The sequence below is a fragment of the Gilliamella sp. Pas-s25 genome (assembly GCF_009795885.1).
In the GTDB taxonomy this organism is placed as follows: Bacteria; Pseudomonadota; Gammaproteobacteria; order Enterobacterales; family Orbaceae; genus Gilliamella.
In genome coordinates this window covers 1-23,848 of the sequence record NZ_WTEV01000006.1, presented here as the reverse complement: position 1 = coordinate 23,848, position 23,848 = coordinate 1, and the positions used below count along the sequence as shown (strand labels likewise).

Sequence of the window (23,848 nt, the reverse complement as noted above, 5' to 3'; positions counted from 1 at the left end):
TAATTTTTTAGCTTTTATTGCGATTGTTTTATGAACAGATATTATTTGCCATAAACATTTGATACTATTTAAACGATGCAATTAATTAGGCCATAACGATTTGTTATCTCGTTAAAAATTATTATGAATCGTTTTAAAAAAATAAGGTGTTATATGAAAAATATAAGCAGGAAATGGATTGTTATTGCAGTTGTTATTATTTCTATTATTTTTATTTTATGGCAACAATTGAAGACAGATGGCTATGGTTCAGATTTTATTAGTGGCAACGGACGTATTGAAGCGACTGAAATCAATATTTCAGCTAAATTAGCTGGTAGAATAGAAAAAATTAATGTTGATGAGGGCGATTTTGTTAAAGCTGGTCAAGCTTTAGTTGTCATGCAAACGGATACCTTACAAGCACAACTTAACGAAGCCCAAGCACAACATCGACAAGCGGTCAGTAATGAGGCAAGTGCTAAAGCGCAAGTAGCATTAAAAATGAGCGATAAAGTTGCGGCACAAGCAGGTGTAAGCCAAAAAGAAAGTGACTTAGATATCGCCTCAAAACATCTACAACGAACTACCGCCCTATATCAAAAAGGCGCAATATCAATTCAACAATTTGATGATGATACTGCTAAAGTAAACAATGCTAAAGCAGCATTAGATTCTGCAAAATCACAAGTTACTGCTGCTGATGCGGCGATTGCTGTAGCCGAAGCGGGTGTTGATAGCGCCACATCGGCAATCAATGTTGCCAGCGCTAATATTAGAAGAATTCAAGCTGATATCGATGATAGTACTTTAATAGCGCCTGTTGATGGTCGTATTCAATATCGTATTGCTCAGTTAGGTGAAGTCTTACCGTCGGGCGGTAAAGTACTAAATTTAGTTAATTTGTATGATGTTTATCTAACTTTCTTTTTACCTGAAACTGTCGCGGGTAAGGTGGCTATTGGTGATGAAGTCAGACTTATTTTAGATGCGTTACCAGATAAAGCGATTTCAGCTAAAATTTCGTTTGTTTCAAGCGTTGCCCAATTTACGCCAAAAACCGTTGAAACAAAAGATGAGCGTCAAAAATTGATGTTTAGAGTTAAAGCACAATTAAGCCCTGAATTATTAAAATGCTATATTACTCAAGTTAAAACAGGTTTACCTGGTGTGGCTTGGGTTAAGCTTGATCCTAAAACGCCATGGCCAGCTGGCTTATCTGATATTGCAAAATGTCCAACCGAATAATTGGAGATAGCAGATGTCAGATTCAGACAATAAGAATTTAGTTTTATTAAACCAAGCTAAATCCATTGATGATGCAGTGGTAAAAGTAAGCAATGTCACGCTGTATTACAAAAAAAACTGTGCGCTCAATAATATTAGTTTAGCCATTCCACCGCGATGCATGGTGGGTTTTATTGGGCCTGATGGTGTGGGAAAATCGAGTTTATTATCGCTGATTGCTGGCGCGCATGTTATTCAAGAAGGCTTAGTGTATGTTTTGGATGGTGATATGAAAGACAAATCACATCGCAAAAACGTCTGTACACGTATTGCCTATATGCCACAAGGATTAGGCAAAAATCTTTATCCGACTTTATCTGTTGAAGAAAATTTGCAATTTTTTGCTCGTTTGTTTGGTAATGATGCGGTTGAGCGTCGTCGCCGTATTGATGAATTAACGCGTAGTACTGGATTATATCCATTTTTATCAAGACCGGCAGGGCGACTGTCCGGTGGTATGAAACAAAAAGTTAGCTTATGTTCGGCGTTAATTCACGATCCTGATTTGTTAATTCTTGATGAACCCACAACGGGGGTCGATCCACTTTCCAGAGCCCAATTTTGGCAGTTAATCAACAAAATCCGTAAACAACGACCACAAATGAGTGTGGTTGTGGCAACTGCCTACATGGATGAAGCCCAAAACTTTGATTGGTTGGTTGCGATGTATGGCGGTAAGATTCTCGAAACTGGCACACCAAAATCATTACTAGCTAAAACAGGAAAAGATAATTTAGATGATGCATTTATTCAGCTCATGCCAGAAAGCGCTAGACAAGGTTATCAAACTGTCGATATTCCACCTTTAGATCTTAATAAAGATTTGCAAATAGCTATAGAAGCAAAAGATTTAACTAAACAATTTGGTAATTTTATTGCAGTTGATCATGTTAATTTTTCAATTAAACAAGGTGAAATATTTGGCTTTTTAGGCTCAAATGGTTGTGGTAAATCAACCACCATGAAAATGTTAACGGGTTTATTACCGATTTCATCAGGAGAAGCATGGTTATTTGGTAAACCAGTTGATGCCAGTGATATTAATGTTAGGCGTCATTTAGGATATATGTCTCAAGCATTTTCTTTATATAGTGAGTTAACAGTCAAACAAAATTTAGTTCTACATGCGCGTCTGTTTGGTATTGAAGAAAGCAAAATATCCGCTCGCGTTGAAGAATTACTGAAACGTTTTGGTTTAGAACAAGACGCACAAAATCTGCCCGATAGTTTACCTTTAGGGGTAAAGCAACGGCTTTCATTGTCAGTTGCCGTTGTGCATAATCCGCAAATTCTTATCCTTGATGAACCAACATCAGGTGTTGACCCCATTGCTCGCGATGATTTTTGGCGTTTAATTATCGAACTTTCTAGAAAAGATAAAGTAACGGTATTCATCACAACTCACTTTATGAATGAAGCCGCAAGATGCGATCGAATTTCATTAATGCATGCAGGTAAAGTATTAGCAAGTGATACGCCAGATAACATTATCAGCTCCAAAAATGCTAAAACATTAGAGGCGGCCTTTATTCGTTATCTTGTTGATGCAGGGGCTGATGATAGTCATGCAGAAGAACGCTCTGTTGAACCGCCAAAAGAAATACTCAATCAAGCAACAAAAACACTACCAAATCATCACCTTCAAGGATTTAATTTTACCCGTATGATAGGTTGTCTATGGCGTGAGACTCTTGAATTATCTCGTGATCCTTTGCGAGCATTATTAGCGTTATTAGGCTCAGCAATTTTAATGTTGGTTATGGGATATGGCATTACGATGGATGTTGAAGATCTGCGTTTTGCTGTGCTTGATCGCGATCAAAGTGTAATCAGCCAAAATTATACTCTAAATTTGTCGGGCTCTAAACGTTATTTTATTGAAAGGGCACCTATCACTGATTATAACGATATGGATGCGCGGTTGCGCAGTAATGACATTGCTTTAGGGATTGAAATTCCACCAAATTTTGGTCGTGACATACAACGAGGCGATCCCGTTGATATTGCCATTTGGATTGATGGGGCAATGCCACTACGTGCCGAAACAATCAAAGGCTATGTGCAAGGCATGCATCTTGCTTGGTTAAGTGAAAAAGTAAAAGAAGTAACAGGAAAATCCTCAACTAGCTTGGCAAATATAGAAACAAGATACCGTTATAATCCTGATATTAAAAGCTTACCTTCTATGGTGCCGGCGGTAATACCTATTTTATTATTAATGATTCCATCAATGCTGGCAGCTTTATCGGTCGTGCGTGAAAAAGAGATGGGTTCGATTATCAATTTATATGTAACACCAGTAACTAAAGCTGAGTTTTTGCTAGGCAAACAAGTGCCTTATATCATTATTTCTATGTTTAGCTTTTTATTATTGTTATTTATGGCAATCACCATTTTTGCTGTGCCTGTAAAAGGAAGTTTGTTTACTTTGTGCCTAGCTGCATTTGCTTACTGCATTCTTTCAACGGGTTTTGGCTTGTTGGCTTCGACTGTCACCCGTAGCCAAATTGCCGTTATCTTTTTAACTTGCGTAGGGACAATGTTACCAGCAATTCAATTTTCAGGATTGCTCAACCCTGTCGCATCTCTAGAAGGCGGTGGCCGTTATATTGGCGAGGTTTATCCAACAACGCATATGCTAATTATTGCTCGTGGTGTGTTTAATAAAGCGCTTGGTTTTATCGATCTGCATAATTCAATATTTGCTTTATTGATCACAATCCCTATTGTATTGGGTGCCAGTATTTTTCTCCTTAAAAAGCAAGAGGGATAGATATTATGCAAAGTTTAATTAATATTTATCGCTTAGGGATTAAAGAGTTATGGGGTTTATTGCGTGATCCTATCATGTTGCTATTAATTGCCTATTGCTTTACCTTTGATATTTATATTGCTGCAACGGCAACTTCTGACTCGTTACATCATGCCTCGATTGCCGTTGTTGACGAAGATAACTCACCCTTATCAAGACAAATTATTACAGCCTTTTATCCGCCAATGTTTAATACTCCTGTTAAATTATATTCAATGGATGATGTCGATCGTGGTATGGATACAGATAATTATACGTTTGCTTTAAATATTCCGCCTAATTTTCAGCGTGATGTGCTAAATAATCAAAGTCCTGAAATTCAACTCAATATTGATGCAACAAGGATGGGGCAAGCGTTTGTCGGAAATGGTTATATAACGCAAATTATTACTGGTGAAGTGACTGAATATGTCAATCGTCACAATAAGTTAACAAATTTGCCCGTTAATATACAAGTACATACCGCCTTTAATCCTAATTTAACGCGATCTTGGTTTGGTTCTGTCATGGAAATTATCAATATTGTGACAACATTATCTATTATCTTAACTGGTGCCGCCTTAATGAAAGAACGCGAACATGGTACGATTGACCATCTTCTTGCCATGCCTGTTACTTCTTTTGAAATTATGATATCCAAAGTATGGTCAATGGGACTTGTGGTATTAATATCAACTTGGGTAGCGTTGTTACTTGTTGTTCATAGTTGGCTAAATGTACCAATTGCAGGTTCGGTAGCTTTATTTTTGATTGGTGCAGCGCTACATCTTTTTGTGACAACGTCACTTGGTATCTTTATGGCAACAGTAGCAAAATCCACTGCTCAATTCGCAATGTTACTTATTTTAATTTTGTTACCATTACAAATGCTATCAGGGGGGAGTACTCCGCGCGAAAGTATGCCTGAAATTGTGCAAAATATTATGATGTTTGCCCCAACAACGCATTTTGTTGAATTAGGACAGGCAATATTGTATCGAGGTGCTGGTTTAAGTGTAGTTTGGACTTCGTTTGCATGGTTATTGGTAATTGGTACCGTGTTCTTTTTAATTGCTTTAAGGCGTTTTCGTAGTTCAATTGTGAATATGGGATCATAATATCCCATTTTTTGATTAATTGAATCGATTGTCTTCATTAGCATGTCACTTTTATACTGTGTAATAAATGTGCTGGTTCAGTAATAAAAAAGTCAGGTTGGGAATAACTATTTTTAGCTTTTAAATCCAGTAACATAACGCCTGATTTCATAAATGAAAAATCTTGCCGATAAATTACCTGTAAACCCTTTTGCTCAGCTTGAATAATTAATCGCGAATCGTTTGTTGGAAAAGCAAGGGGTATCACAATGGAAGGATGATATTGTGATGTATTTACACAAAATTGATTTGTTTTTATTCGGTTCTAAAGCTCGGTCAACAATTAACAGATCACCATTAGAAATACCATAGCCAATCATAGAGTCGCCTGCCACTTTAATATAATATGTTGCGCTAGGCTGTTTTACTAAATGTTCGGTTAAATCAAGTTTCGTTTCTAAATAATCATCGGCTGATGAGGGGAATCCTGCTCTGACTGGAATATCGACCAAAGATAAGTAATTTTTGATAGTAGCATCAGCGATACTAAGTACAATACAATATTTACTCAAGAAAATTCTCCTAAAAAATAACGTGCAAATTTACGCCACGTTACAAAATTCGTGATGAAATGCGGAGGTGTGTATAAATATACAGTATAGAATTCTTGATTCAATAAAAATCAGTGTAAAAAAATAGAAATAGAGCAAAAATCATTGCGTCCCTTTATTGTAATTATTAGATATGCAATCATTATTGATATATTTAGACTGATAGTTGAGTTGCATATTTTATATTTTGGTGATTAATAAAATAGTATCTCCTAATTAAATTGATACAATTTGTATTACCGATTTTACAATGCTATATAAATGATTTACATTGTATTAAACTTTTATTAATCAATTTAAAACATATTTCACAGTATCTTGAATTATTTATTCACTGCCATATATATAGTCGCTAGTAATATGATTTTTAAGTAGTAAACTAAATATATAGATTAGTCAATTTATTATCTATATTGATGATGTTTTTATGACCGGAAATATCGCATAAAAAAATTACAATTTAGGTTAATTCGATCGCATATTAATTTTTACCATAATTTAACAATTGCTTTCTTTGTTTAAATTACATTTGTTTTTTATAAATAAAATTTATATTTATTGATTTTTATCAAAAAAAAATTTAATGTTTTTGGGTTTTTTAAGTTAGTTGGCCTTTCTTGATTTACACAAGGTTAAGAAGAATAAGTATAATACTTTCCAAGTTACGATATTTAACGTTTAAATATACCAAGAGCTGTTATATTAATAATGTCTTTATTTCAATACGCTAAAAGTAAAATAGCGTTAAGTTATATCAAGTTTCAAACAAGGTGGAATGTAGTTTTGCAAATATAGTTTTGTAGTTAATAGTGTATATTCGATTTTGTATCCCTTATTTTTGCTCGGTCATAAATAAAAAATCTAGTCCAAAGTTACCGACCCATTACCGAATTTGTATTTCAAGTAATATTATTTTAGGAGTTTTAAAAAATGAATTTAATCTGGTCAGCAGTTGGACAAGTTGTTAGTTCTTGTCTTCCGGTCTTTTTGTTAATTTTTCTTGGTTGGTTATGTGTACAACAAGGAATTTTTTCAAAAGACTCTAAAAAATTATTATCAGGGCTTGTATCAAACTTTGTTTTTCCTGCATTGCTTTTTGTGCATACATCTCATGCTAAACCATCACAAATATTTAATGGTATTTGGATGATTGCCTTTTTCTGCACTATGTCATTTTTATGGATAATTTGCTTTTTAACCAATAAATACATTTTGCATAAAGAGCTAAAATCAACAGCAATGAATGCAATGCTTTGCTGCTTTCCCAATATGGGCGGAATGGGGGTGCCTTTTTTAACGTTGATGCTTGGGGCAGCATCTACCATTTCGGTCGCGATTGCTAATTTTGTTGTCGCATTGTCATTGATTCCAATGACGATCTTCTTATTAGAACTCTGTGATACTAAATTATCTGGCGGTAAAGTCACCGGGGATATGATCTTTAGTGCAGTCAAAAACTCGCTCATGAAACCGATGTTTTTAGCCGTGATTTTAGGGCTAATTGTTAGTGTCACCGATGGAACCCAATGGTTACCTCATTTTGTATTTAACACTTTTGATATTATGTCAAATGCCTGTAACTTTATTTCGCTTATTGCGGTCGGTGTTGGTATTCATGGGGTTAAATTGAAATTATCTAAACCATTAATGGTCAATATTGTATTGAAAAGTTTTATTACGCCAATTGTTGCACTTATTGCCGTATATTTATTTGGTATCACAGGGATGGAGGCTGAAGAGCTAGTATTCCTATTGGCAATGCCAACGGCATCAACAGCAGTTATTTTGGCTTATAATTGGAATGTTGAGCAAGAACAAGCATCAAGCATTTTCTTTGCATCAACGGTCCTATCTATCTTTATTTTACCAACTTTATTACTTATTATGGATTTCACCATTCCTGGTGTTGCTTAATAAATAAAAACTAGGTATTGATGCCCTCGTTTAGTTTTAAATGAGGGCATTTTATTACTTATTACACATTTCTTGTAAGCGACTTTCCCTTAATTGCAATACAACCTCAGAATAAACCTATCCTATTGTTATAACAAAATACTGCCTTATTTCTTATAAAAAATCGGTCAGAAAAGGCATTGATTTTATTGGTTTTTTTGTAATAGTGGGGGATGATTGTATAAAACACCAATGTTATCAACTGATTTTATTAGTAAAATCATAAATGAACACTTTAAGTACTATTGATAGCACTAAGAACATAGCAAATTATTTAAGATAATAATTTGAAAGAAATAAATTGTCGTTTTTTTTATAAGAGTTAATTAGCTTTTTCGTTCTTTCAATCATTTCTTTACGAACATATTCAGGCTCTAAACAAATACATTGATGCCCAAAACTCATCAAAATACCATAACTATAATCATCGTCAATAAAGTTAAAATCCACAATATATTGTTTATCGTTTAATTTATGAAGATCTTGTTCATCGCAGTAATCTAAAATACGTTCTAAAATGGAATTATCTATTAATAATTTTATTTTAAAGACTCTTTTTTCCATGTCTTTTTCGAATGAAGAAAGTGCATCAGGCGTGGTTTGTTTAATAAATTTGGTATTTGTTATTTTTATGTTAGACATTTTAGACAGTTTAAATAGCCGAAAATCATTTCTACTTAAACAAAAAGCCTGCAAGTACCACTCTTTTTCTTTGAAAACGAGTTTATATGATTCAATTAGACGAGAATCTTGTTTATTTTTCAGTTTCATATACTCACAAGATAAACGCAATTGTTTATTTATTGCCGCTTTGATGATCGATATTTTATTATTAATATTCTGTTTAGAAAGCCAAGGCGATAAATCAACAGTTAGTTGGCTTAGATCATTTCTTACTTGATCGAGATCGTGTTTTGATAAAAGACTTTTGATCTTTTCTAGCGTTCTCACATTTTCATCTTCATTTAAAATTGGTGAGGATAATAAGTTCAGGCCTTTTAATAATACAATGACATCTTCTTTAGTGAATAAACCTTTACTAATTTTATAATTTTTTAAAATACTTATTCCACCAGCACTTCCTTGATACGTAATAATGGGTATACCAGCTCCCTCAATAACTTGTATATCTCGATAAATAGTCCGCAATGATACATTTAATTTTTCTGCTAATTCTTTACCGCTTATTTTTTCTCTTTGAAGCAATACCATGATGATAGTAATTATACGATTAATTTTCATGCTTTATGTTTACAAAATAATTTATATTAAATTTTAAATATGACATACAGTTGTCAGCAATGCTACATCATAATATAGATAACCAAAATTAAGTAAATTAAATTTTATCACCAAAAGGAAACAAAAAATGTTTAAACCTAATAGCGTTATTGTTTATGTCAAAGATGTCGATACTAGTACAGAATTTTACACAAAAATACTAGGACGCCCACCTGTTGAAACTTATCCTGGTTTCGCTGTATTTTTATTGAATGATAATTTTATTTTGGGGCTACAAGGGGCTGATGAAATAACTCCAAAGGCACCCAATCATTATGGTGGTTTTGAGTTGTCATTTAGTGATGTAACAAAAAATGATGTAGATGAGATTTATTCGACATGGAAGAAACTAAACGTCAAAATTGAACTTGAACCCCAAATGCTCGATTTCGGATACACATTTGTAGGAAATGATCCCGATGGTCATCGTCTTCGGGTTTGTGCTACCGACACTTCAAAGTTTGAATAAAACATTATCTTAATAAATTAAAACAATGGGGCTTTTATTTGTAAATACCCCATAATTAGTACAAAATAGACATAGAAAATCATGCTGCTTGTTTTAGTGTTTTATACTCAATCGGTGTCATATTATTTAATGCCTCATGCGGTCTTTCGGTATTATAAATCGTTAACCATTCTTCGGTTATTCTCCTTGCTTGCGCTAAGTTGTTAAAAAGATATAAATCGAGTACTTCAGTACGATAGGTACGATTAAATCGTTCAATATAGCCATTTTGATAAGGGCTACCGGGCTGGATATAATCAATGTTTATACCATGTAACTTTGCCCAGTTTATAAAGGTTTTTCCTGTAAATTCTGGTCCATTATCGACTCGTATTTTTAATGGATAGCCATGATATTCGGCCAATTTATCTAAGTAACGGGTAATTCTCCCTGCCGGTAAGCTTACTGCAATATCAATGCCTAGCGCCTCACGATTAAAGTCATCGATGACATTGAATGTCCTAAAGCGACGCTGATTACCACTACTAAAGCGACGCTGATTACCACTACTGTCACTCATAAAATCCATTGACCAACATTCACCTTGTTTATTGGGGACTAATAATCTTTCCGGGCATCGTGGAGGAATGCGTTTTTTACGCTTTACCCTGAGATTAAGTTTTAATTCACAATACACCTGATACACCCGTTTATGGTTCCATTTATAGCAGAGCTTTCTGATGCGATTAAAACATTGGGGAAAGCCCCAGCGTAAATGCTTGTCAGTCATCGCACTGAGTACCGATATAATCACCGAATCATCCGATAACTTAGGTTGATAATAGTAAGCACAACGGCTTAAGCCAACAATTGCGCAGCTCATGGCAATAGTAACAGGATGACTTTCTTACAATTGCACTGCCCAAGCTTTACGTGCCTTGGTAGGCACTAGAGCTTTTTATTATTTCCTCCTGAAGCTGAGTTTTTAAACTGAGCTGTGCAAACATCTGTTTAAGCTTACGATTTTCAGCTTCCAGTTCCTTTAAACGTTTAATATCAGAGATTCACATACCACCGTATTTTTCTCGCCATTTATAAAAAGTCGAGTTGCCCATGCCATATTTACGACAAAGTTCTTTAATGGGAATACCAGCCTCAGCTTTTTTTAATATCGATACGATTTGGTGCTCTGTCATCTTTTTCATGTTTCAATCCTCTTTTACTTTTATCATAGAGAATTTTCTACTTTTTTGCTGTACTATTTTCGGGGTAGTTACAATTTTACGCTCCTTAAAAAAATAAAATTAATGTTTTTTATCCGTAAAAAATTATTTTGCTATTTATTTAGCATTAAGAAAAGCCGAAAACTCTGCCGACTAAAAAGAAATTTTATACTAAAACGCATAGTTACCTGAAAGTTTTTGACAAAATTTCAACTCTTATTGTTTCCTTGCGATAGAAGACCACACCGTCCCGTAAAACCAAGGCTTTCAAGGGCAGTATTTTTACGAAGACAAATTTGTCTGGAACAAATTTGAACAATGCGTTAGCATTGCCCCTGTAAAGCTGAGTATCAGGATGATACGAATAATCAGGTTTACATTATAACCTTAATCGTTATTACGACCCGTTTACAGGTAGGTACATCACTCAAGATCCGCTTGATATTTTAAGTGATATCAATCTATATCGATATGTGGGTAATAATCCTATTAGCGGAATAGAGCTATTAGGATTGGATTTAATAGAACTTAGAACAGGTATAATGCCTCCAACAACAGAAACTTCCATCTCTCCAGTTTTAACATATTCGTCAAAATATAATGGAGTAACTGTAAAAATCGTTGTTAAACAAGGCACATTTTCTAAACTACAAGAAATAGGTATTGCAGCAAATTCTGCGGCAGCAAAAGTGTTTCCTACTATGTCGATTAAAACTGGAAAATGGCTGAAAACAAATACACGTTTTAAAGTTGAAGGCGGACAAATGACAACCCAACTTGGGCAAGGTAAAGGCATAGAAATTTTTAATGAAAATATTGTTCATTTTGCAAAAGTAAAATAAAGGTAAAAATATGCTATTAAAGTTAGAAAATTCAAAAGTACCAATGAAAATGGTCTTTTTATTATCAGAGGAATTAAAAAATAATCCTGAAAGGGTCGCTTTGACACAAGCATTAACGTTAGACAAATCAAAACCAACAATGGGGCTTAAAGGTATCAATGGTCTTTTTGGTTCAAAAGAGTGGTGGAATAGTATTGAGCAAGGAAGAATCCCTTTATTATTTATTTCGGGAATAATTAAAAAAGCTTATGTAGCAGGACAAGATCCCTCAAATTTTAATAATACAGTTGATTTATTACTTGAAGATGGAACTATTCAATCTGTTGGTATTTATACAAATAAAAGAGTAGATTCCAAGCTGTTTAAGATTGGCTATAGCGCAAGTATTGTATATGCGTTAGACGAACTAAAACCTCAGGCAGTACTAAATTTCGGACAAAAATATAATCAAATCGCTTTAGAAATGGCAGTTTCATTAGAGCCTGTAGAATAAGTTCCAATTTTAATTGCAGAGAGATTTTATTTAACATATCAAATCAGCAAAGCAAGCCTAATAATTGACTTGCTTTATTTTAATCATTATTGTATCGACTAACAGTAAAACTGATTTGTTCCAGACAAATTTGTGGCAAGGTAGCCGCTTATTGCCGAAACCGATAATGATAAACACTGGCAAACCTACCTTTACGAGCCAGATTCTTATCGCCCATTAGCCCTTGTTCACGGCAATGCCCGGCAAGATAATATCAAACTCTACTGGTACCAAAACGACCACCTCGGCATCCCTATTGCCCTCACCAGCAACATGGGTGACGACACCCTCTATGAATGCCAGTATAATGCCTATGGGCAGATAATAAACGAAACCTACCATCAAGACGATTTCCATGCTCTGCCGGATAACTCGTTAAGTTTTCAGGGACAATATTATGATGAGAACAAATTTGTCTGGAACAAATTTGAACAACGCTTTAGCGTTGGCCCTGTAAGGGTGAGTATCAGGATGATACGAATAATTAGGATTACATTTTTTTCGTTTAATCTTATTCATATTAGCTCCTTTTTTAGTTGTGATAAGTTTATCTTGCCCCTTAAAAAGTTGTATGAATTGGTGTAGCCGATTCAAAATAATTTCACGAATATGAGAATTATTTAATTTTAATAATTGCTTGATATTCATTTTCTATGCGTTCATAGTATAGAAAATGTTCTTTTCATTAGTATCGGACTTAGTTTTATGAAATCTTGTCAAGTTAAACTTAACATTCGATAAAGGTTTAATATCGAAATTAAATTTTTTCACACATAAAACAAATTCATACAATGTTGTTTTTTGTTGCAAGTTGATAAATCAAAAATACCCCAATAAAAGTAACAATAAAATCAATATAATACCTAACTAGTTTTTGATAATTTTTCTGAAATCTCTAAAGGCTAAGTTTTGTCGAGAGAGTTAATTGGCATAGACATTTGCAGGAACATAATGAGCCTTGGACGTACAAGGATGAGCATTCCAAGGTGATTCGTTAAATACCAATTAGTAAAGGAGAGGCGCTACGCAGTGATCAAAAATTCCTGCGATGAGAGGTTTTTAGGGGGTGAACTGCCCAACAAAAGCTAAACATTCAAAACCTAAACGTTCCCAAATTATTTCTATAAAATAAAAATGAAAAATATTCAATAATTTCAATATTTCCCTAAAAGCTTAATTTACCGCAATATTTACATTTTTTACCAAAAATCCCCCTAAAAAACTAGCCAAGCTTTTTAAAAACGGCTATACTTTCACCAATTATTGAAAATAGCTTATTTAATAAGATATTGTTATGATAAAAGATAAATAAAACAATAGTTTACTTGACAGGTGAACTATTGTTTTATCATTTTAGACACCAGCACTGGCAACCTATGTCTTAAATTTATCAAATAAGCCTATTCTTCGAGTTTTTGCACGAAACTCATTTATATCTTCGAAATTATTCCGAAAACCCTTGCTGGCGTTGGTGCTACTATTATTGTCGTCTTCATGGAATTTGCAGGCATTGGGTGTTAAAAATGGCCAAGAGGTAAATAATCGTAGTGATGCAATAATATTACCACCATCACCAATTATCAACTTTGTAAGACCTAGTACGCATTGGGGTAGTATTGACGACAATGCTTGGCGAATGAATTTCGCCGGCCCTGCTGGCATGTGGCAACCGAAAAAAGGATTCTTTGTTCAATCAATTGATCCTGCATCATACGCCCTGAATTTCCCAACCACGGGAGCTAATGGATTATATTTTGATTTACTGATGGATAACGTTGATGAAAGTGAATTGACATGGGCACCAGTCACGCATGAGGGAATAACTGCCACCGTGAAAAGGGTACCCGCGATAGATGATTGGATTGAAAGACCGCTTCCTACTCCTCGGGATGTGGTGACTTGCGTTATTCTGACAGGTCCAGAAGCACTGGAGCAAATAAACATTGACGAGCCTACTCGAATTACTGTGCCAAGGTTACCACAGACCTTTGAGTTAGTGGGTAGAGATAATCATGGTAATGAGATAGTAAAATATGGCTTTGTTTTGCAGAACTGGTTCGTCAATCGATGGATACACGCCGAACCCCCTGATAAACAGTCACTTTGGTGTAGTAACTTAGGCTATCGTCTTCCAAAAACACAGGACCTTACTAACGCCTTCTGTACTGTAGATTTAATAGATGGCCGTCGTTGTGAAGGTGTTGTTGGTGCTACGCCGTCATCAAGCGGTAATCATTACCAGCGTCGAATAGGGGGAGGATTACTTGCGGAGTGGGGTGCTGCTGGTGGATATTACGGTTCACGATTTATAGATTCTGGTTACTGGAGTAGCGCCATAGGAATTCCCCAATTCGTTAATGTGGCCTTTTTCAGAGGGACAATATATAGCGATGTTCCTTTTCACTATGGCTACTATGGCGTTTGTGTCACTCCTTAGCTTTTAGTTCTTAATACTTAGGTCGCGGTTAGGTTTATCGTACTCATTAAGGACAAGCCATTAAAAAATAAAACCACCGCAATAATAAACAGAAATTAGGCTATAATACATTGATTTTATTTAAAAGGTATCTCAATTTTTACAATACCTAAGAGTCAATACCGCTATTAATCTGGCATCAAAATGCGCCGACAACTGATCAGGAAGGGTATAACAGTTATAACGATTAATAATTGTTTAAGTAGTTAAAATAGTGATAATGGCTTCACTGTTTTAAGTTTTTGATTCAGTAACTAAGCAAGCTCTTGCAAGATTGTCTAACATCTAACTGCTTTAAAAAAAAACCGTTCTCAATGGAACGGTTTTTTATTGATTGGTATCAATTAAATTTGCTTATTAACCCTTGTATTTTTTCATGACAATTGAGGCATTTGTACCACCAAAACCAAAGCTATTTGACATGACTGTGGTAAGTTCACGCTCGGTTGGTTCGGTAATAATGTTCATGCCAATTGCTGCGTCATCAAGTTCATCAATATTAATGCTTGGCGTAATAAAGCCATGTTCTAACATTAATAATGAATAAATAAGCTCTTGTGCACCAGTTGCACTTAATGAGTGACCTGTCATTGATTTGGTTGATGAAATCGCTGGAATGTTATCACCAAATACTTGTTTGATTGCCCATAACTCTTTGACATCACCCACTGGGGTTGATGTGCCGTGGGTGTTGATGTAATCAACCGGAACATCTAAATCTTGAATAGCAAGTTTCATACAGCGCATTGCACCTTCGCCTGATGGGGCAACCATATCATGCCCGTCTGATGTTGCACCATAGCCAACAAGTTCACCATAAATATGAGCACCACGCGCAAGGGCATGTTCTAATTCTTCAACAACAACCATGCCGGCACCACCTGCAATAACAAAACCATCACGGTTTTTATCATAAGCACGTGATGCTTTTTCTGGGTTGTCGTTATATTTGGTTGATAAAGCACCCATGGCGTCGAATTCGCATGACATTTCCCAGCACAGTTCTTCACCACCACCGGCAAAAACGATATCTTGCTTGCCAAGTTGAATCAGTTCGGCTGCGTGACCAATACAGTGAACTGATGTTGCACAAGCAGATGTCATTGAGTAGCTAATCCCTTTGATTTTAAATGGGGTTGCTAAACAAGCCGAAATTGCCGATGACATTGATTTGGTTACAGCATAAGGACCAACACCACGTAGGCCTTTTTCTTTCATGCCAGCAACGACATTGTATTGTGTTCTGGTTGAGCCACCATAACCAGCAATTAAACCAGTGCGAGGGTTAGAGACTTGTTCCGGAGTCAATTTTGCATCTTCAATAGCTTGTTGTAAAGCTAGATAACCATAAATAGAAGCGTCATTCATGAAGCGAACAACTTTGCGATCAATCAGTCCTGTCGTGTCGAGCTTGACATTCCCGCATACATGGCTACGCATTCCGCTATCTTTCATTTCTTGGGAAAAGGTAATACCGCTACGACCGATTTTTAGTGATTCTAAAACTTCTTTAGTATTATTCCCAATACTTGAAAGAATTCCTAACCCTGTAATTACAACACGTTTCATTTACTATTTAGCTCCTAAGTTATCTGGCTTCATACAAAAAAGTTCGTTGATTATAGCGTACACTTGTAAGCTGAACAATACCTTACCGTGTTTTTTATTTTGATCTTCTGATATTGATTTTATTATTTATATAAATAAAGCAATTAAATCAAATATAACCTTATAAAAAGTTGCTAAAAGTAGCATAGATGCTGGTTGTTTTAGCCTGCAATATTTGCTTGCTAAGCTTGATATTATTGTTGTAAACTGTATAAATAAACAGTATTTTGATGAGTTAAATATGTCCGAAAAAATAATAACCAAACTTGAAATATTAGCCGAATCAGCAAAATATGATATTTCTTGCTCGTCAAGTGGCGCATCAAGAAGTAATAAGTCTAAAGGTATTGGTAATGCACATAAATCTGGTATTTGCCACACCTTTACTGCCGATGGAAGGTGTGTTTCGTTACTTAAAATTATGCTGACAAATTATTGTATGTTTGATTGTGCTTATTGTATTAACCGGCAAAGTAATGATATTCCAAGAGCGGGCTTTACGCCACGCGAACTGGCCAATTTGACCATTGAATTTTATCGCCGTAATTATATCGAAGGTTTATTTATCAGTTCGGGGATTGTTAGAAGTCCAGATCATACCATGGAAAGAATGATTAGAGTGGTAAAGATTTTGCGTGATGAGCATGGTTTTAATGGCTATATACATATGAAAGCGATCCCCGGTGCGAGTAATGATCTAATTAATCAAGCTGGCTTATTAGTTGATAGGATGAGTGTTAATTTAGAAATTCCAACGGAAGAAAACCTTAAATTACTCGCGCCCGATAAAGATCATCAAAGCATCTATCAACCTATGCGGCAAATTCATCAAAATGTGTTAGAAAATATCGAGGATCGCAAAAAATTTCGAACCACACCAAAATTTGTACCTGCAGGGCAAAGTACTCAAGTTATTATTGGTGCGACAGATGAGTCGGATAAGCAAATTTTGCAATTAACCGCCAAACTTTATAAACGACCAAGTATGAAGCGAGTTTATTATTCGGGATTTATTCCGGTAAATGGTTACGACAAACGGCTGCCTGTTGTGCAAGAAGTACCAAGAGTGCGCGAAAACCGTTTATACCAAGCAGATTGGTTATTGCGTTTTTATGATTTTAATGTCGATGAAATTGTTAATGATCAATATCCCGATCTGGATTTAACGGTCGATCCTAAATTGGCTTGGGCAATCCGTAATCCGCAGTACTTTCCAGTTGATGTTAATCGTGATAGTTATCAAAAAATATTACGAGTGCCAGGCATTGGAGTTAAGTCTGCCAAGTTAATTGTGATGGCAAGGCGTCACCGAAAGCTTACTCTTGACGCGCTTAAACGCATTGGCGTTGTTTTAAAACGTGCACAATTTTTTGTTATTTGTCATGAAATGAGAAAATTTAAATTACTCAATTCATCGGCCGAATATATCCGACTTACGTTGCAAGATCCACCTTTGCTAGAAGATAAACAGACAAATACTCCACAGCAACTAGTGATGGGCTGGTAAATCATGCTGGCGTTTTATTATGATAAGAGTTTTGAAAGCTTGCTTTGTGCTGTGTTTGATGCTTTTAAACTCAAGAAAATGCCTGAATGCTTATTAACCACAGGGCAGGTTGAGCCGTTGTTAGTGTCTGATAGGCATCATGTTGAATTTTGCGATGTAAAATATGAACGAGTACGCGTAGCATTAATTAACAAGATTAGCAAAGTTGCGCTTCGTCAGTTGATGTATGTTTGGCTATCGGAATTGCCTGAAAGTGATTTAATTGTTTTTCGTTACATTTGTAAGGTATTTAAATCCTCTAAATCAATCGAAACTGATTTTGCCGATCAAGATGTGCTAACTGTGCATGATATTGCTAAAAAAGTGAGCCGAGAACGGCATCGAGTGATGCAATTTGTACGCTTTAATGCCATCAATAATCCACTTAAAGATGTTGTTGAGCCTAACGATAGGGAAGATAAGATCTATTTTTCGATCATTGCACCTATTTATAATGTTTTGCCGTTGGTGATTAAATTTTTTAAAGAGCGCTTTGCTGATCAAAAATGGGCAATATATGATGAAAAGCGTGAATATGGTTATATCTATAATTTACACGGGATTGAACCTGTGTCGCTTATTGATAAAGATGATCTGATTATAAATAGCCAAGTTAATCAGCAGTATCTAACCAAAGACGAAGCGCTATTTCAAACTATGTGGCAACGCTATTGCAATGCGTTAACCATCAAAGAACGCATCAATCCTAAATTACAGCGCCAGCAAATGCCAAGCCGATTTTGGCATTATTTGCCAGAAATGAAACCAATATCGAACTAAATAGGCAAATAAAAGCGAATAAATTAGCGTCATCATAAATAAAAGACCATAAAAAACCGCCAATTAATGGCGGTTTATTTATTAGTGTGATTTAACGCAAAATTATGATTTAAATAAAGTTATTGTGAATCTATGTCATTGATAACGTCATTAATCGCTTCTTCACGTTGTTTTTGCTTGCCTTCGTCGACTTTACCGCCCGATGCCACAAAGTCATTACGTTGGAAGTAAGCATTACGCATAAAGTTATAAGGGTCATCGCTATTTTTAATTAAATCTTCATACTCGATCGCGACCGCACGTGCTTCAATACCGTCAAACGCACCACGCACTAACGCCCACTGCCAATCTAACCAAACAAGCGGTGGATAAAGAGAGTCAACTAAGCTACCACCTTCGTTTCTTAACGTTGCTGATCCATAAAACGGCAGCACAACATACGGACCATAAGGCACTTCGTAATGACCTAAAACATCGCCAAAACTCCTTTTGCCACCTTTTTGTAATTGAGGATCTGACATGCTAGCAACATCCATCAAACCCGCAAAACCGAAAACGGTATTTAAAAAGAATCGTGCTAAATGCGTACCCGCTTTATGAACATCACCTTGTAATAAGTTGTTCACCATTGAAGCGGGTTCAGAAAGGTTAGAGGAAAAGTTAACCACACCTGTACGAACAGGGGAAGGGACGTAATCTTTCCAAGCGACTGCCGTAGGGCGCAAAATATAAGGATCAAGCGCATAGTAGTTAACATTAAACATGGTTTTGTTAAACCCAGATAACGGATCACTATAGGAATTGTTTTCGGACTGATAAGTGGCACAACCTGTGAGAGCCATTATCGAAAACATCGTACCAACTATTCGTTTTTTCATAGTATCTTTGATTAAAAGTAATGAGGTTAAAGATGATGCGATTGTATCATGATTACTAAAAATAGAAAATTTTTCGTTATTTAAATGGCATTATCTTTTCAAATTTATTAGAATACGTATTCCAATGACCTCATAGTTAAATGGATATAACAAGCCCCTCCTAAGGGCTAGTTGCAGGTTCGATTCCTGCTGGGGTCGAAATTATACCGTTCAATAAAATTCAAAAACGTTCAAAAAGCCCAATAGAAACAAGCTTTATAATGATTTCATGGTTCATCTAAATTCAATAAGATTTAGCAAAATTCAAATTTTTATGTTATATGTTATGTTATACGCTCGGATATAACTTAAAAACGTATAACATGGCAAAGATAATAAAACCTTTAAATGATACTCAAATTAAAACAGCCAAACCAAAAGATAAGGATTACACTTTGTCCGATGGTAATGGATTATATATACTCATCAAAGTGACTGGCTCAAAGATATGGCGATTTAATTATATTAATCCAGTGTCCAATAATAGGGCTTTGGTTAGTTTTGGTAGTTATCCTGAAGTTACATTACAGCAGGCTAGGCAAAGACGAGAAGAATATAGAACATTAGTAAGCCAAGGTATAGATCCACAAGAACGAAGAAAATCATTAATAGAACAATCAGTAATAGAAAATAATAATACTTTTAAAAAAATATCAGATAAATGGATCGAATTGCAGAAATCAAAAGGTTTCACCAATAACACTATAAGCATTATTAAAAGCTCATTAGAAAACTATATTTATCCTGCGCTAGGTGATATTCCTATAAATCAACTTAAAGCAAAAGATTTTATTCCTGTTTTGAGACCATTAGAAAGCGCAGGGAAATTAGATACAGTTAGGCGTATTATTCAGCGAATAAATCGAATTATGGATTACGCTGTTACACAAGATATTATTGATATTAACCCTGTGGTCAGAATGAGTACAGTTTTTAAAACGCCTATAACTAAAAACCAACCATCATTACCGCCGTCAGAATTACCAAGAGTAATGAAAGCCCTTTCTTTGGCTAATATAGAATTACAAACCAGATGCTTAATAGAATGGCAATTATTGACTATCACAAGACCAAGTGAGGCAGTAAGTGCTTTGTGGGAAGAAATAGATCTAGATAATAAACTATGGATAATACCCGCTGAAAAGATGAAAATGAGACGTGATCATCTCATACCATTGTGCAAACAAGCCATAAACCTACTGGAAATAATGAAGCCTATTAGTGGTCATACTAAATTTGTTTTCCCGACACTAAAATCACCCTATAACAAACCAATGAACAAAGAAACAATAAACATGTCTCTTAAAAGAATGGGCTTTAAAGGTGAGTTAGTTGCTCATGGGTTTAGGTCATTAGCATCTACAGCTTTAAATGAGCATGGCTTTGATTATGACCTTATTGAAGTTTCATTAGCTCATGTGGACAGAAACGCAATCAGAGCTATTTATAACCGAGCTAACTACCTAGATAAAAGAAGAGATATGATGCAATGGTGGGGTGATTTTGTAGAGCAAGCAAGCCAAGGGAATGTGTCTTTATCAGGGAGTAATGCTTTGAAAACCGTTAATGATTAGTTTTGCCATAGCCATATATTAAGCCAGTCAACTAGACTGGTTTTTTATTGCCTCTTATATAGGAATATACTTTATACATTATTTTTAATAACACTAACAACACTAATAACATAATATAATTGATTTATATATATTTTTTTAAGTGTTATTAAAAAATAATAATAACATATATAACATTAAATTATGTCATTAGGTTTGATTCTAAATCTGTACTGATTTCTAAATGAGAGCCTTTCCTTTGGCTAGCTGGATTTCTCTAAAAAGCAATATTAAAAATACATGTAATTTTATCCAGTGGTGGTATAATTATATTTAAATATATTCAGCAAATTAAATTAGTTACGCCTAGGGTAGCTCCTGAACATTCGTAACCCTAACGAACTGGCGTAACTTCTTCATTAGGTTAGGGTGATTGTTTTAGGGAAACAAATGAGCAAGTTATATAGATTAAAAGAATATTTGTCATTGGATGAGGCGGCAAAAAGACTATCTCTAGGATTAAACGATAATAAAATTAATATATTTGATGTACTAGATTTAGTTGTTAGTGAACAACTAAAATTGAGTGTAAAGCCAACACATTTTCAGGTGAAAGCTATCTTTTGTGAAATACAAAAGCCAATAGTAAATTTAGGAACATTAAAAATTTATGCTCCAGAAGATGACGATAGATTCATTGATAACGTACAAGTTGGTGGAAGTGTTACAAATCGCTTGAAATTGATAGGTTATAATGGATTACTAATAAATTTAGCTGATGATTGTTGGAGTTTTCCCCTGGTTGGTGGTAACAAATTAGCTATTGAAAATTATAAAAGAAAATTGCAAGGAAAAAATCTAATCAATTCATTTGAAGGATATATATATATTAAAGGTACAGAATCATATCTTAAATTATATCACCCAAAAGATAATCAATTATTATTAAACGAAAAAGCATTAATGATTGAAAACTATGATCCTGTTACAAATTTTAATGATGATCTTGAATTAGTAATAAAACGAATAGATTTAGATAATTTTATCCAATCTTTACTGCAAAATGATGGTGATAATTTTACTATTGATGATTATCAAAATATTTTATTTTCATTAAAAGAACTTGTGTGCTCAAAAGCTAAACAATGGAGACAAGATACAATAAATCAAGAATTAGATAATACCTTAAAGGGAATGAGTAAAAGACGCTTAGAATCTTTGTGGTCAATGCTAAATAAAAAATATAAATCTTGAAATATTTTTTAATTATTTCGCACACGAAACTATGATTTCGCTTGCGGAGCTTTTTATCTTTATAATCCACATAATTACCTCATTAGTTAAACACAAATGAACTTAATGAGGTAAGAAATGCAGTTAAATACTCCTAAATATTATTCCCTTGATGAACTGGCGTTAATCTTAGGTTGTGCTAAGAATACATTACGCTACGATCCAAATTTCCCCAAAGGTATTAAAGTTGGCAAGCGTCGAGTAGTTTACGATATGGCCGAAGTTAAAACCTATTTAGAAAGCAACCGAGTACAGTAAGGGGGCTTTCAATGTCATATTCAATCACTCCAGAACAACACAAAGCCATTAGGGATAAATACGGTATCCAATATGATCGTCTTGTTCGTGAAAATGAGAGATACAAAATTACAAGTATCGCCCGTTCTACTGCTTGGCAACTTGAGAAAGAGGGTAAATATCCATTAAGAAAATCGTTAGGAGCTAATTCTTGCGGTTGGTCATTAGTGGAATTACTTCACTGGATAGACAACCCTCCAGCAGTAGCAAAGATAAATCAACCGACTAAACGCCGAGGGTTTGCTAATGGGAGCTACTAAGATGATTGTTAAACAAGATGAATTGAGTGTAATTAAATTTGATGGCATCGAAGTAAGAATCATTACTCATTTGGGTGAACCTTGGTTTATTGCTAACGATGTGTGTTTGGCGTTAGAGCATAGCAATCCAACCAAAGCAATTAAATCATTAAATAGCCTTGAATTAATGACCCTAACTTTAAGTTATAGTCATTCAGGCAAAAGAGGCGGGGCAAGAAAATTGTTAGCTGTATCTGAATCAGGATTTTACAAGTTGATCGCTAGAAGCAGAAAAGCAATTCAACAAGGAACATTTGCTTATCGATTTAGTAACTGGATATTTGGTGAAGTTATTCCAACAATTCGTAAAACTGGTGCTTATGGTGTGCCTTGGGCTTTCTTGAATGATCATGCTAAACGTGAAAAAGAATATCGTATTGAATCAAGCAGAAGAGGACGTAATTTAGAAGCTTGTAAAAAATGGAAAGCTAATTTAATCGCAGAGGAAAAAGCGTTATGGGCAAAATACCAACCCAAATTGATTTAATAAAAAAGGCAACCTGTTACAGTTGCCTCTATTCAATCACTCAAATCAACTAATAAGGAATTTTCAATGACAGTAGATATAATTAGATGCATTGAGATTGTGCCAAAGCGTCACGCATTTAAAACACGTTCTTATAATAACGCAGAGCTAAAAAATTGGGTAGATTTCGGAAGCGTTCGAAAGGATTTTAGTTATTTATTCAATCTCATTTTACAAGCAGTTTTGACCCAACCAGAAAAAGATTCACTATCTTTCTTGGCTTGTTGTTGGATTAATTCAAGTAAGTCATCTTCAAATCGGATCGTTTGTCTTGTGCTATTTAATCGATCACTTTTACTTTTTTGTTTTTTCTCTTGCATTGGTGCTGTCCACTATGGTAGATTATCATTAAATGGTGCAGTCCATTATAAAGATGAGTACCATAAAAAGCAATCCCCCGAAGTGCTCGCAACACTACCGAGGGATCTAACCACAAACATTAAACGGAGTAATGCTATGGCTAATAGTAATGATACCCTACGCCCTAAAAATGGGCAACCTGACCTATC

General features: G+C 34.9%; 20 protein-coding genes, 1 tRNA gene and 2 pseudogenes. 17 read left to right on the top strand and 6 right to left on the bottom strand.

The features are described from left to right. Window positions 1–153 precede the first annotated feature (153 nt). From GQ593_RS04165 to GQ593_RS04155, 3 genes are read left to right on the top strand one after another with little or no spacing between them, the layout of a single operon-like run. Window positions 154–1,227, top strand: a complete 1,074-nt coding sequence (locus GQ593_RS04165; RefSeq protein WP_160402648.1) for an HlyD family secretion protein — start codon at window positions 154–156, stop codon at window positions 1,225–1,227. A gap of 13 nt (window positions 1,228–1,240) precedes the next feature. Beyond that, complete coding sequence (rbbA, locus tag GQ593_RS04160) at window positions 1,241–4,039, top strand: ribosome-associated ATPase/putative transporter RbbA (protein WP_160430817.1); 2,799 nt, start codon at window positions 1,241–1,243, stop codon at window positions 4,037–4,039. Window positions 4,040–4,044: 5 nt separating this feature from the next. Beyond that, the gene (locus GQ593_RS04155) at window positions 4,045–5,175 is read left to right on the top strand and encodes an ABC transporter permease (RefSeq protein WP_160430815.1); all 1,131 of its coding nucleotides are present in this window, start codon (window positions 4,045–4,047) and stop codon (window positions 5,173–5,175) included. Window positions 5,176–5,369: 194 nt separating this feature from the next. On the opposite strand, the gene GQ593_RS04150 is transcribed toward GQ593_RS04155, so the two are convergent. Next, window positions 5,370–5,726, bottom strand: coding sequence for a LexA family protein (locus GQ593_RS04150; RefSeq protein ID WP_160430814.1), 357 nt, complete (start codon window positions 5,724–5,726; stop codon window positions 5,370–5,372). A 969-nt stretch (window positions 5,727–6,695) separates the two neighbouring features. On the opposite strand from GQ593_RS04150, the gene GQ593_RS04145 reads away from it, so the two are divergent. Then, window positions 6,696–7,679 carry an AEC family transporter gene (locus GQ593_RS04145; RefSeq protein ID WP_160430812.1) on the top strand — a complete coding sequence of 328 codons (984 nt, stop codon included), beginning with the start codon at window positions 6,696–6,698 and terminating at the stop codon, window positions 7,677–7,679. A gap of 309 nt (window positions 7,680–7,988) precedes the next feature. On the opposite strand, the gene GQ593_RS04140 is transcribed toward GQ593_RS04145, so the two are convergent. Next, complete coding sequence (locus tag GQ593_RS04140; protein ID WP_160430810.1) at window positions 7,989–8,960, bottom strand: helix-turn-helix transcriptional regulator; 972 nt, start codon at window positions 8,958–8,960, stop codon at window positions 7,989–7,991. A gap of 127 nt (window positions 8,961–9,087) precedes the next feature. On the opposite strand from GQ593_RS04140, the gene GQ593_RS04135 reads away from it, so the two are divergent. Beyond that, complete coding sequence (locus GQ593_RS04135) at window positions 9,088–9,468, top strand: VOC family protein (RefSeq protein ID WP_085246549.1); 381 nt, start codon at window positions 9,088–9,090, stop codon at window positions 9,466–9,468. Window positions 9,469–9,547: 79 nt separating this feature from the next. On the opposite strand, the pseudogene GQ593_RS04130 reads toward GQ593_RS04135, so the two are convergent. Then, window positions 9,548–10,652: pseudogene (locus tag GQ593_RS04130) on the bottom strand (IS3 family transposase). A gap of 398 nt (window positions 10,653–11,050) precedes the next feature. Here GQ593_RS04130 and GQ593_RS04120 point away from each other — a divergent pair. After that, window positions 11,051–11,512 (top strand): annotated as a pseudogene (locus GQ593_RS04120) (RHS repeat-associated core domain-containing protein); the annotation flags it as partial. A gap of 10 nt (window positions 11,513–11,522) precedes the next feature. After that, window positions 11,523–12,005, top strand: a complete 483-nt coding sequence (locus GQ593_RS04115; protein WP_160430807.1) for a hypothetical protein — start codon at window positions 11,523–11,525, stop codon at window positions 12,003–12,005. Between the two features lie 216 nt (window positions 12,006–12,221). Here the strand turns inward: GQ593_RS04115 and GQ593_RS13770 are convergent, their stop codons facing one another. Then, window positions 12,222–12,401, bottom strand: coding sequence for a hypothetical protein (locus GQ593_RS13770; protein WP_237397684.1), 180 nt, complete (start codon window positions 12,399–12,401; stop codon window positions 12,222–12,224). A gap of 1,126 nt (window positions 12,402–13,527) precedes the next feature. On the opposite strand from GQ593_RS13770, the gene GQ593_RS04105 reads away from it, so the two are divergent. Beyond that, window positions 13,528–14,481 (top strand): hypothetical protein, encoded by a 954-nt coding sequence (locus GQ593_RS04105; RefSeq protein ID WP_160430804.1) that lies wholly within the window; start codon window positions 13,528–13,530, stop codon window positions 14,479–14,481. A 396-nt stretch (window positions 14,482–14,877) separates the two neighbouring features. On the opposite strand, the gene fabB is transcribed toward GQ593_RS04105, so the two are convergent. After that, window positions 14,878–16,089, bottom strand: coding sequence for a beta-ketoacyl-ACP synthase I (gene fabB / locus GQ593_RS04100; protein WP_160430802.1), 1,212 nt, complete (start codon window positions 16,087–16,089; stop codon window positions 14,878–14,880). A gap of 280 nt (window positions 16,090–16,369) precedes the next feature. Between fabB and GQ593_RS04095 the strand changes: the two genes are divergently transcribed. After that, window positions 16,370–17,635, top strand: coding sequence for a putative DNA modification/repair radical SAM protein (locus GQ593_RS04095; protein WP_160430800.1), 1,266 nt, complete (start codon window positions 16,370–16,372; stop codon window positions 17,633–17,635). Between the two features lie 3 nt (window positions 17,636–17,638). Continuing rightward, window positions 17,639–18,454 (top strand): TIGR03915 family putative DNA repair protein, encoded by an 816-nt coding sequence (locus tag GQ593_RS04090; RefSeq protein WP_160430798.1) that lies wholly within the window; start codon window positions 17,639–17,641, stop codon window positions 18,452–18,454. Window positions 18,455–18,573: 119 nt separating this feature from the next. Here the strand turns inward: GQ593_RS04090 and GQ593_RS04085 are convergent, their stop codons facing one another. Continuing rightward, a complete protein-coding gene (locus GQ593_RS04085; protein WP_160430796.1) occupies window positions 18,574–19,332 on the bottom strand; it encodes an MlaA family lipoprotein in 759 nt (252 codons plus the stop codon). A gap of 126 nt (window positions 19,333–19,458) precedes the next feature. Here GQ593_RS04085 and GQ593_RS04080 point away from each other — a divergent pair. The 7 genes from GQ593_RS04080 to GQ593_RS04050 all read left to right on the top strand — a co-directional run. Then, window positions 19,459–19,530: transfer RNA gene (locus GQ593_RS04080), tRNA-Arg, on the top strand. A 164-nt stretch (window positions 19,531–19,694) separates the two neighbouring features. Continuing rightward, window positions 19,695–20,945 (top strand): integrase domain-containing protein, encoded by a 1,251-nt coding sequence (locus GQ593_RS04075; RefSeq protein ID WP_065639102.1) that lies wholly within the window; start codon window positions 19,695–19,697, stop codon window positions 20,943–20,945. 429 nt (window positions 20,946–21,374) lie between these two features. Continuing rightward, a complete protein-coding gene (locus tag GQ593_RS04070) occupies window positions 21,375–22,178 on the top strand; it encodes a hypothetical protein (protein ID WP_160430794.1) in 804 nt (267 codons plus the stop codon). 117 nt (window positions 22,179–22,295) lie between these two features. Further along, window positions 22,296–22,475, top strand: a complete 180-nt coding sequence (locus GQ593_RS04065; protein ID WP_065569266.1) for a helix-turn-helix transcriptional regulator — start codon at window positions 22,296–22,298, stop codon at window positions 22,473–22,475. An 11-nt stretch (window positions 22,476–22,486) separates the two neighbouring features. Continuing rightward, the gene (locus GQ593_RS04060) at window positions 22,487–22,774 is read left to right on the top strand and encodes a helix-turn-helix transcriptional regulator (RefSeq protein WP_065560022.1); all 288 of its coding nucleotides are present in this window, start codon (window positions 22,487–22,489) and stop codon (window positions 22,772–22,774) included. A gap of 1 nt (window position 22,775) precedes the next feature. Then, window positions 22,776–23,300, top strand: a complete 525-nt coding sequence (locus tag GQ593_RS04055) for a BRO-N domain-containing protein (protein ID WP_202115369.1) — start codon at window positions 22,776–22,778, stop codon at window positions 23,298–23,300. 66 nt (window positions 23,301–23,366) lie between these two features. Next, on the top strand, window positions 23,367–23,848 hold a 482-nt coding region (locus GQ593_RS04050), incomplete at its 3' end, for a hypothetical protein (protein ID WP_160430790.1).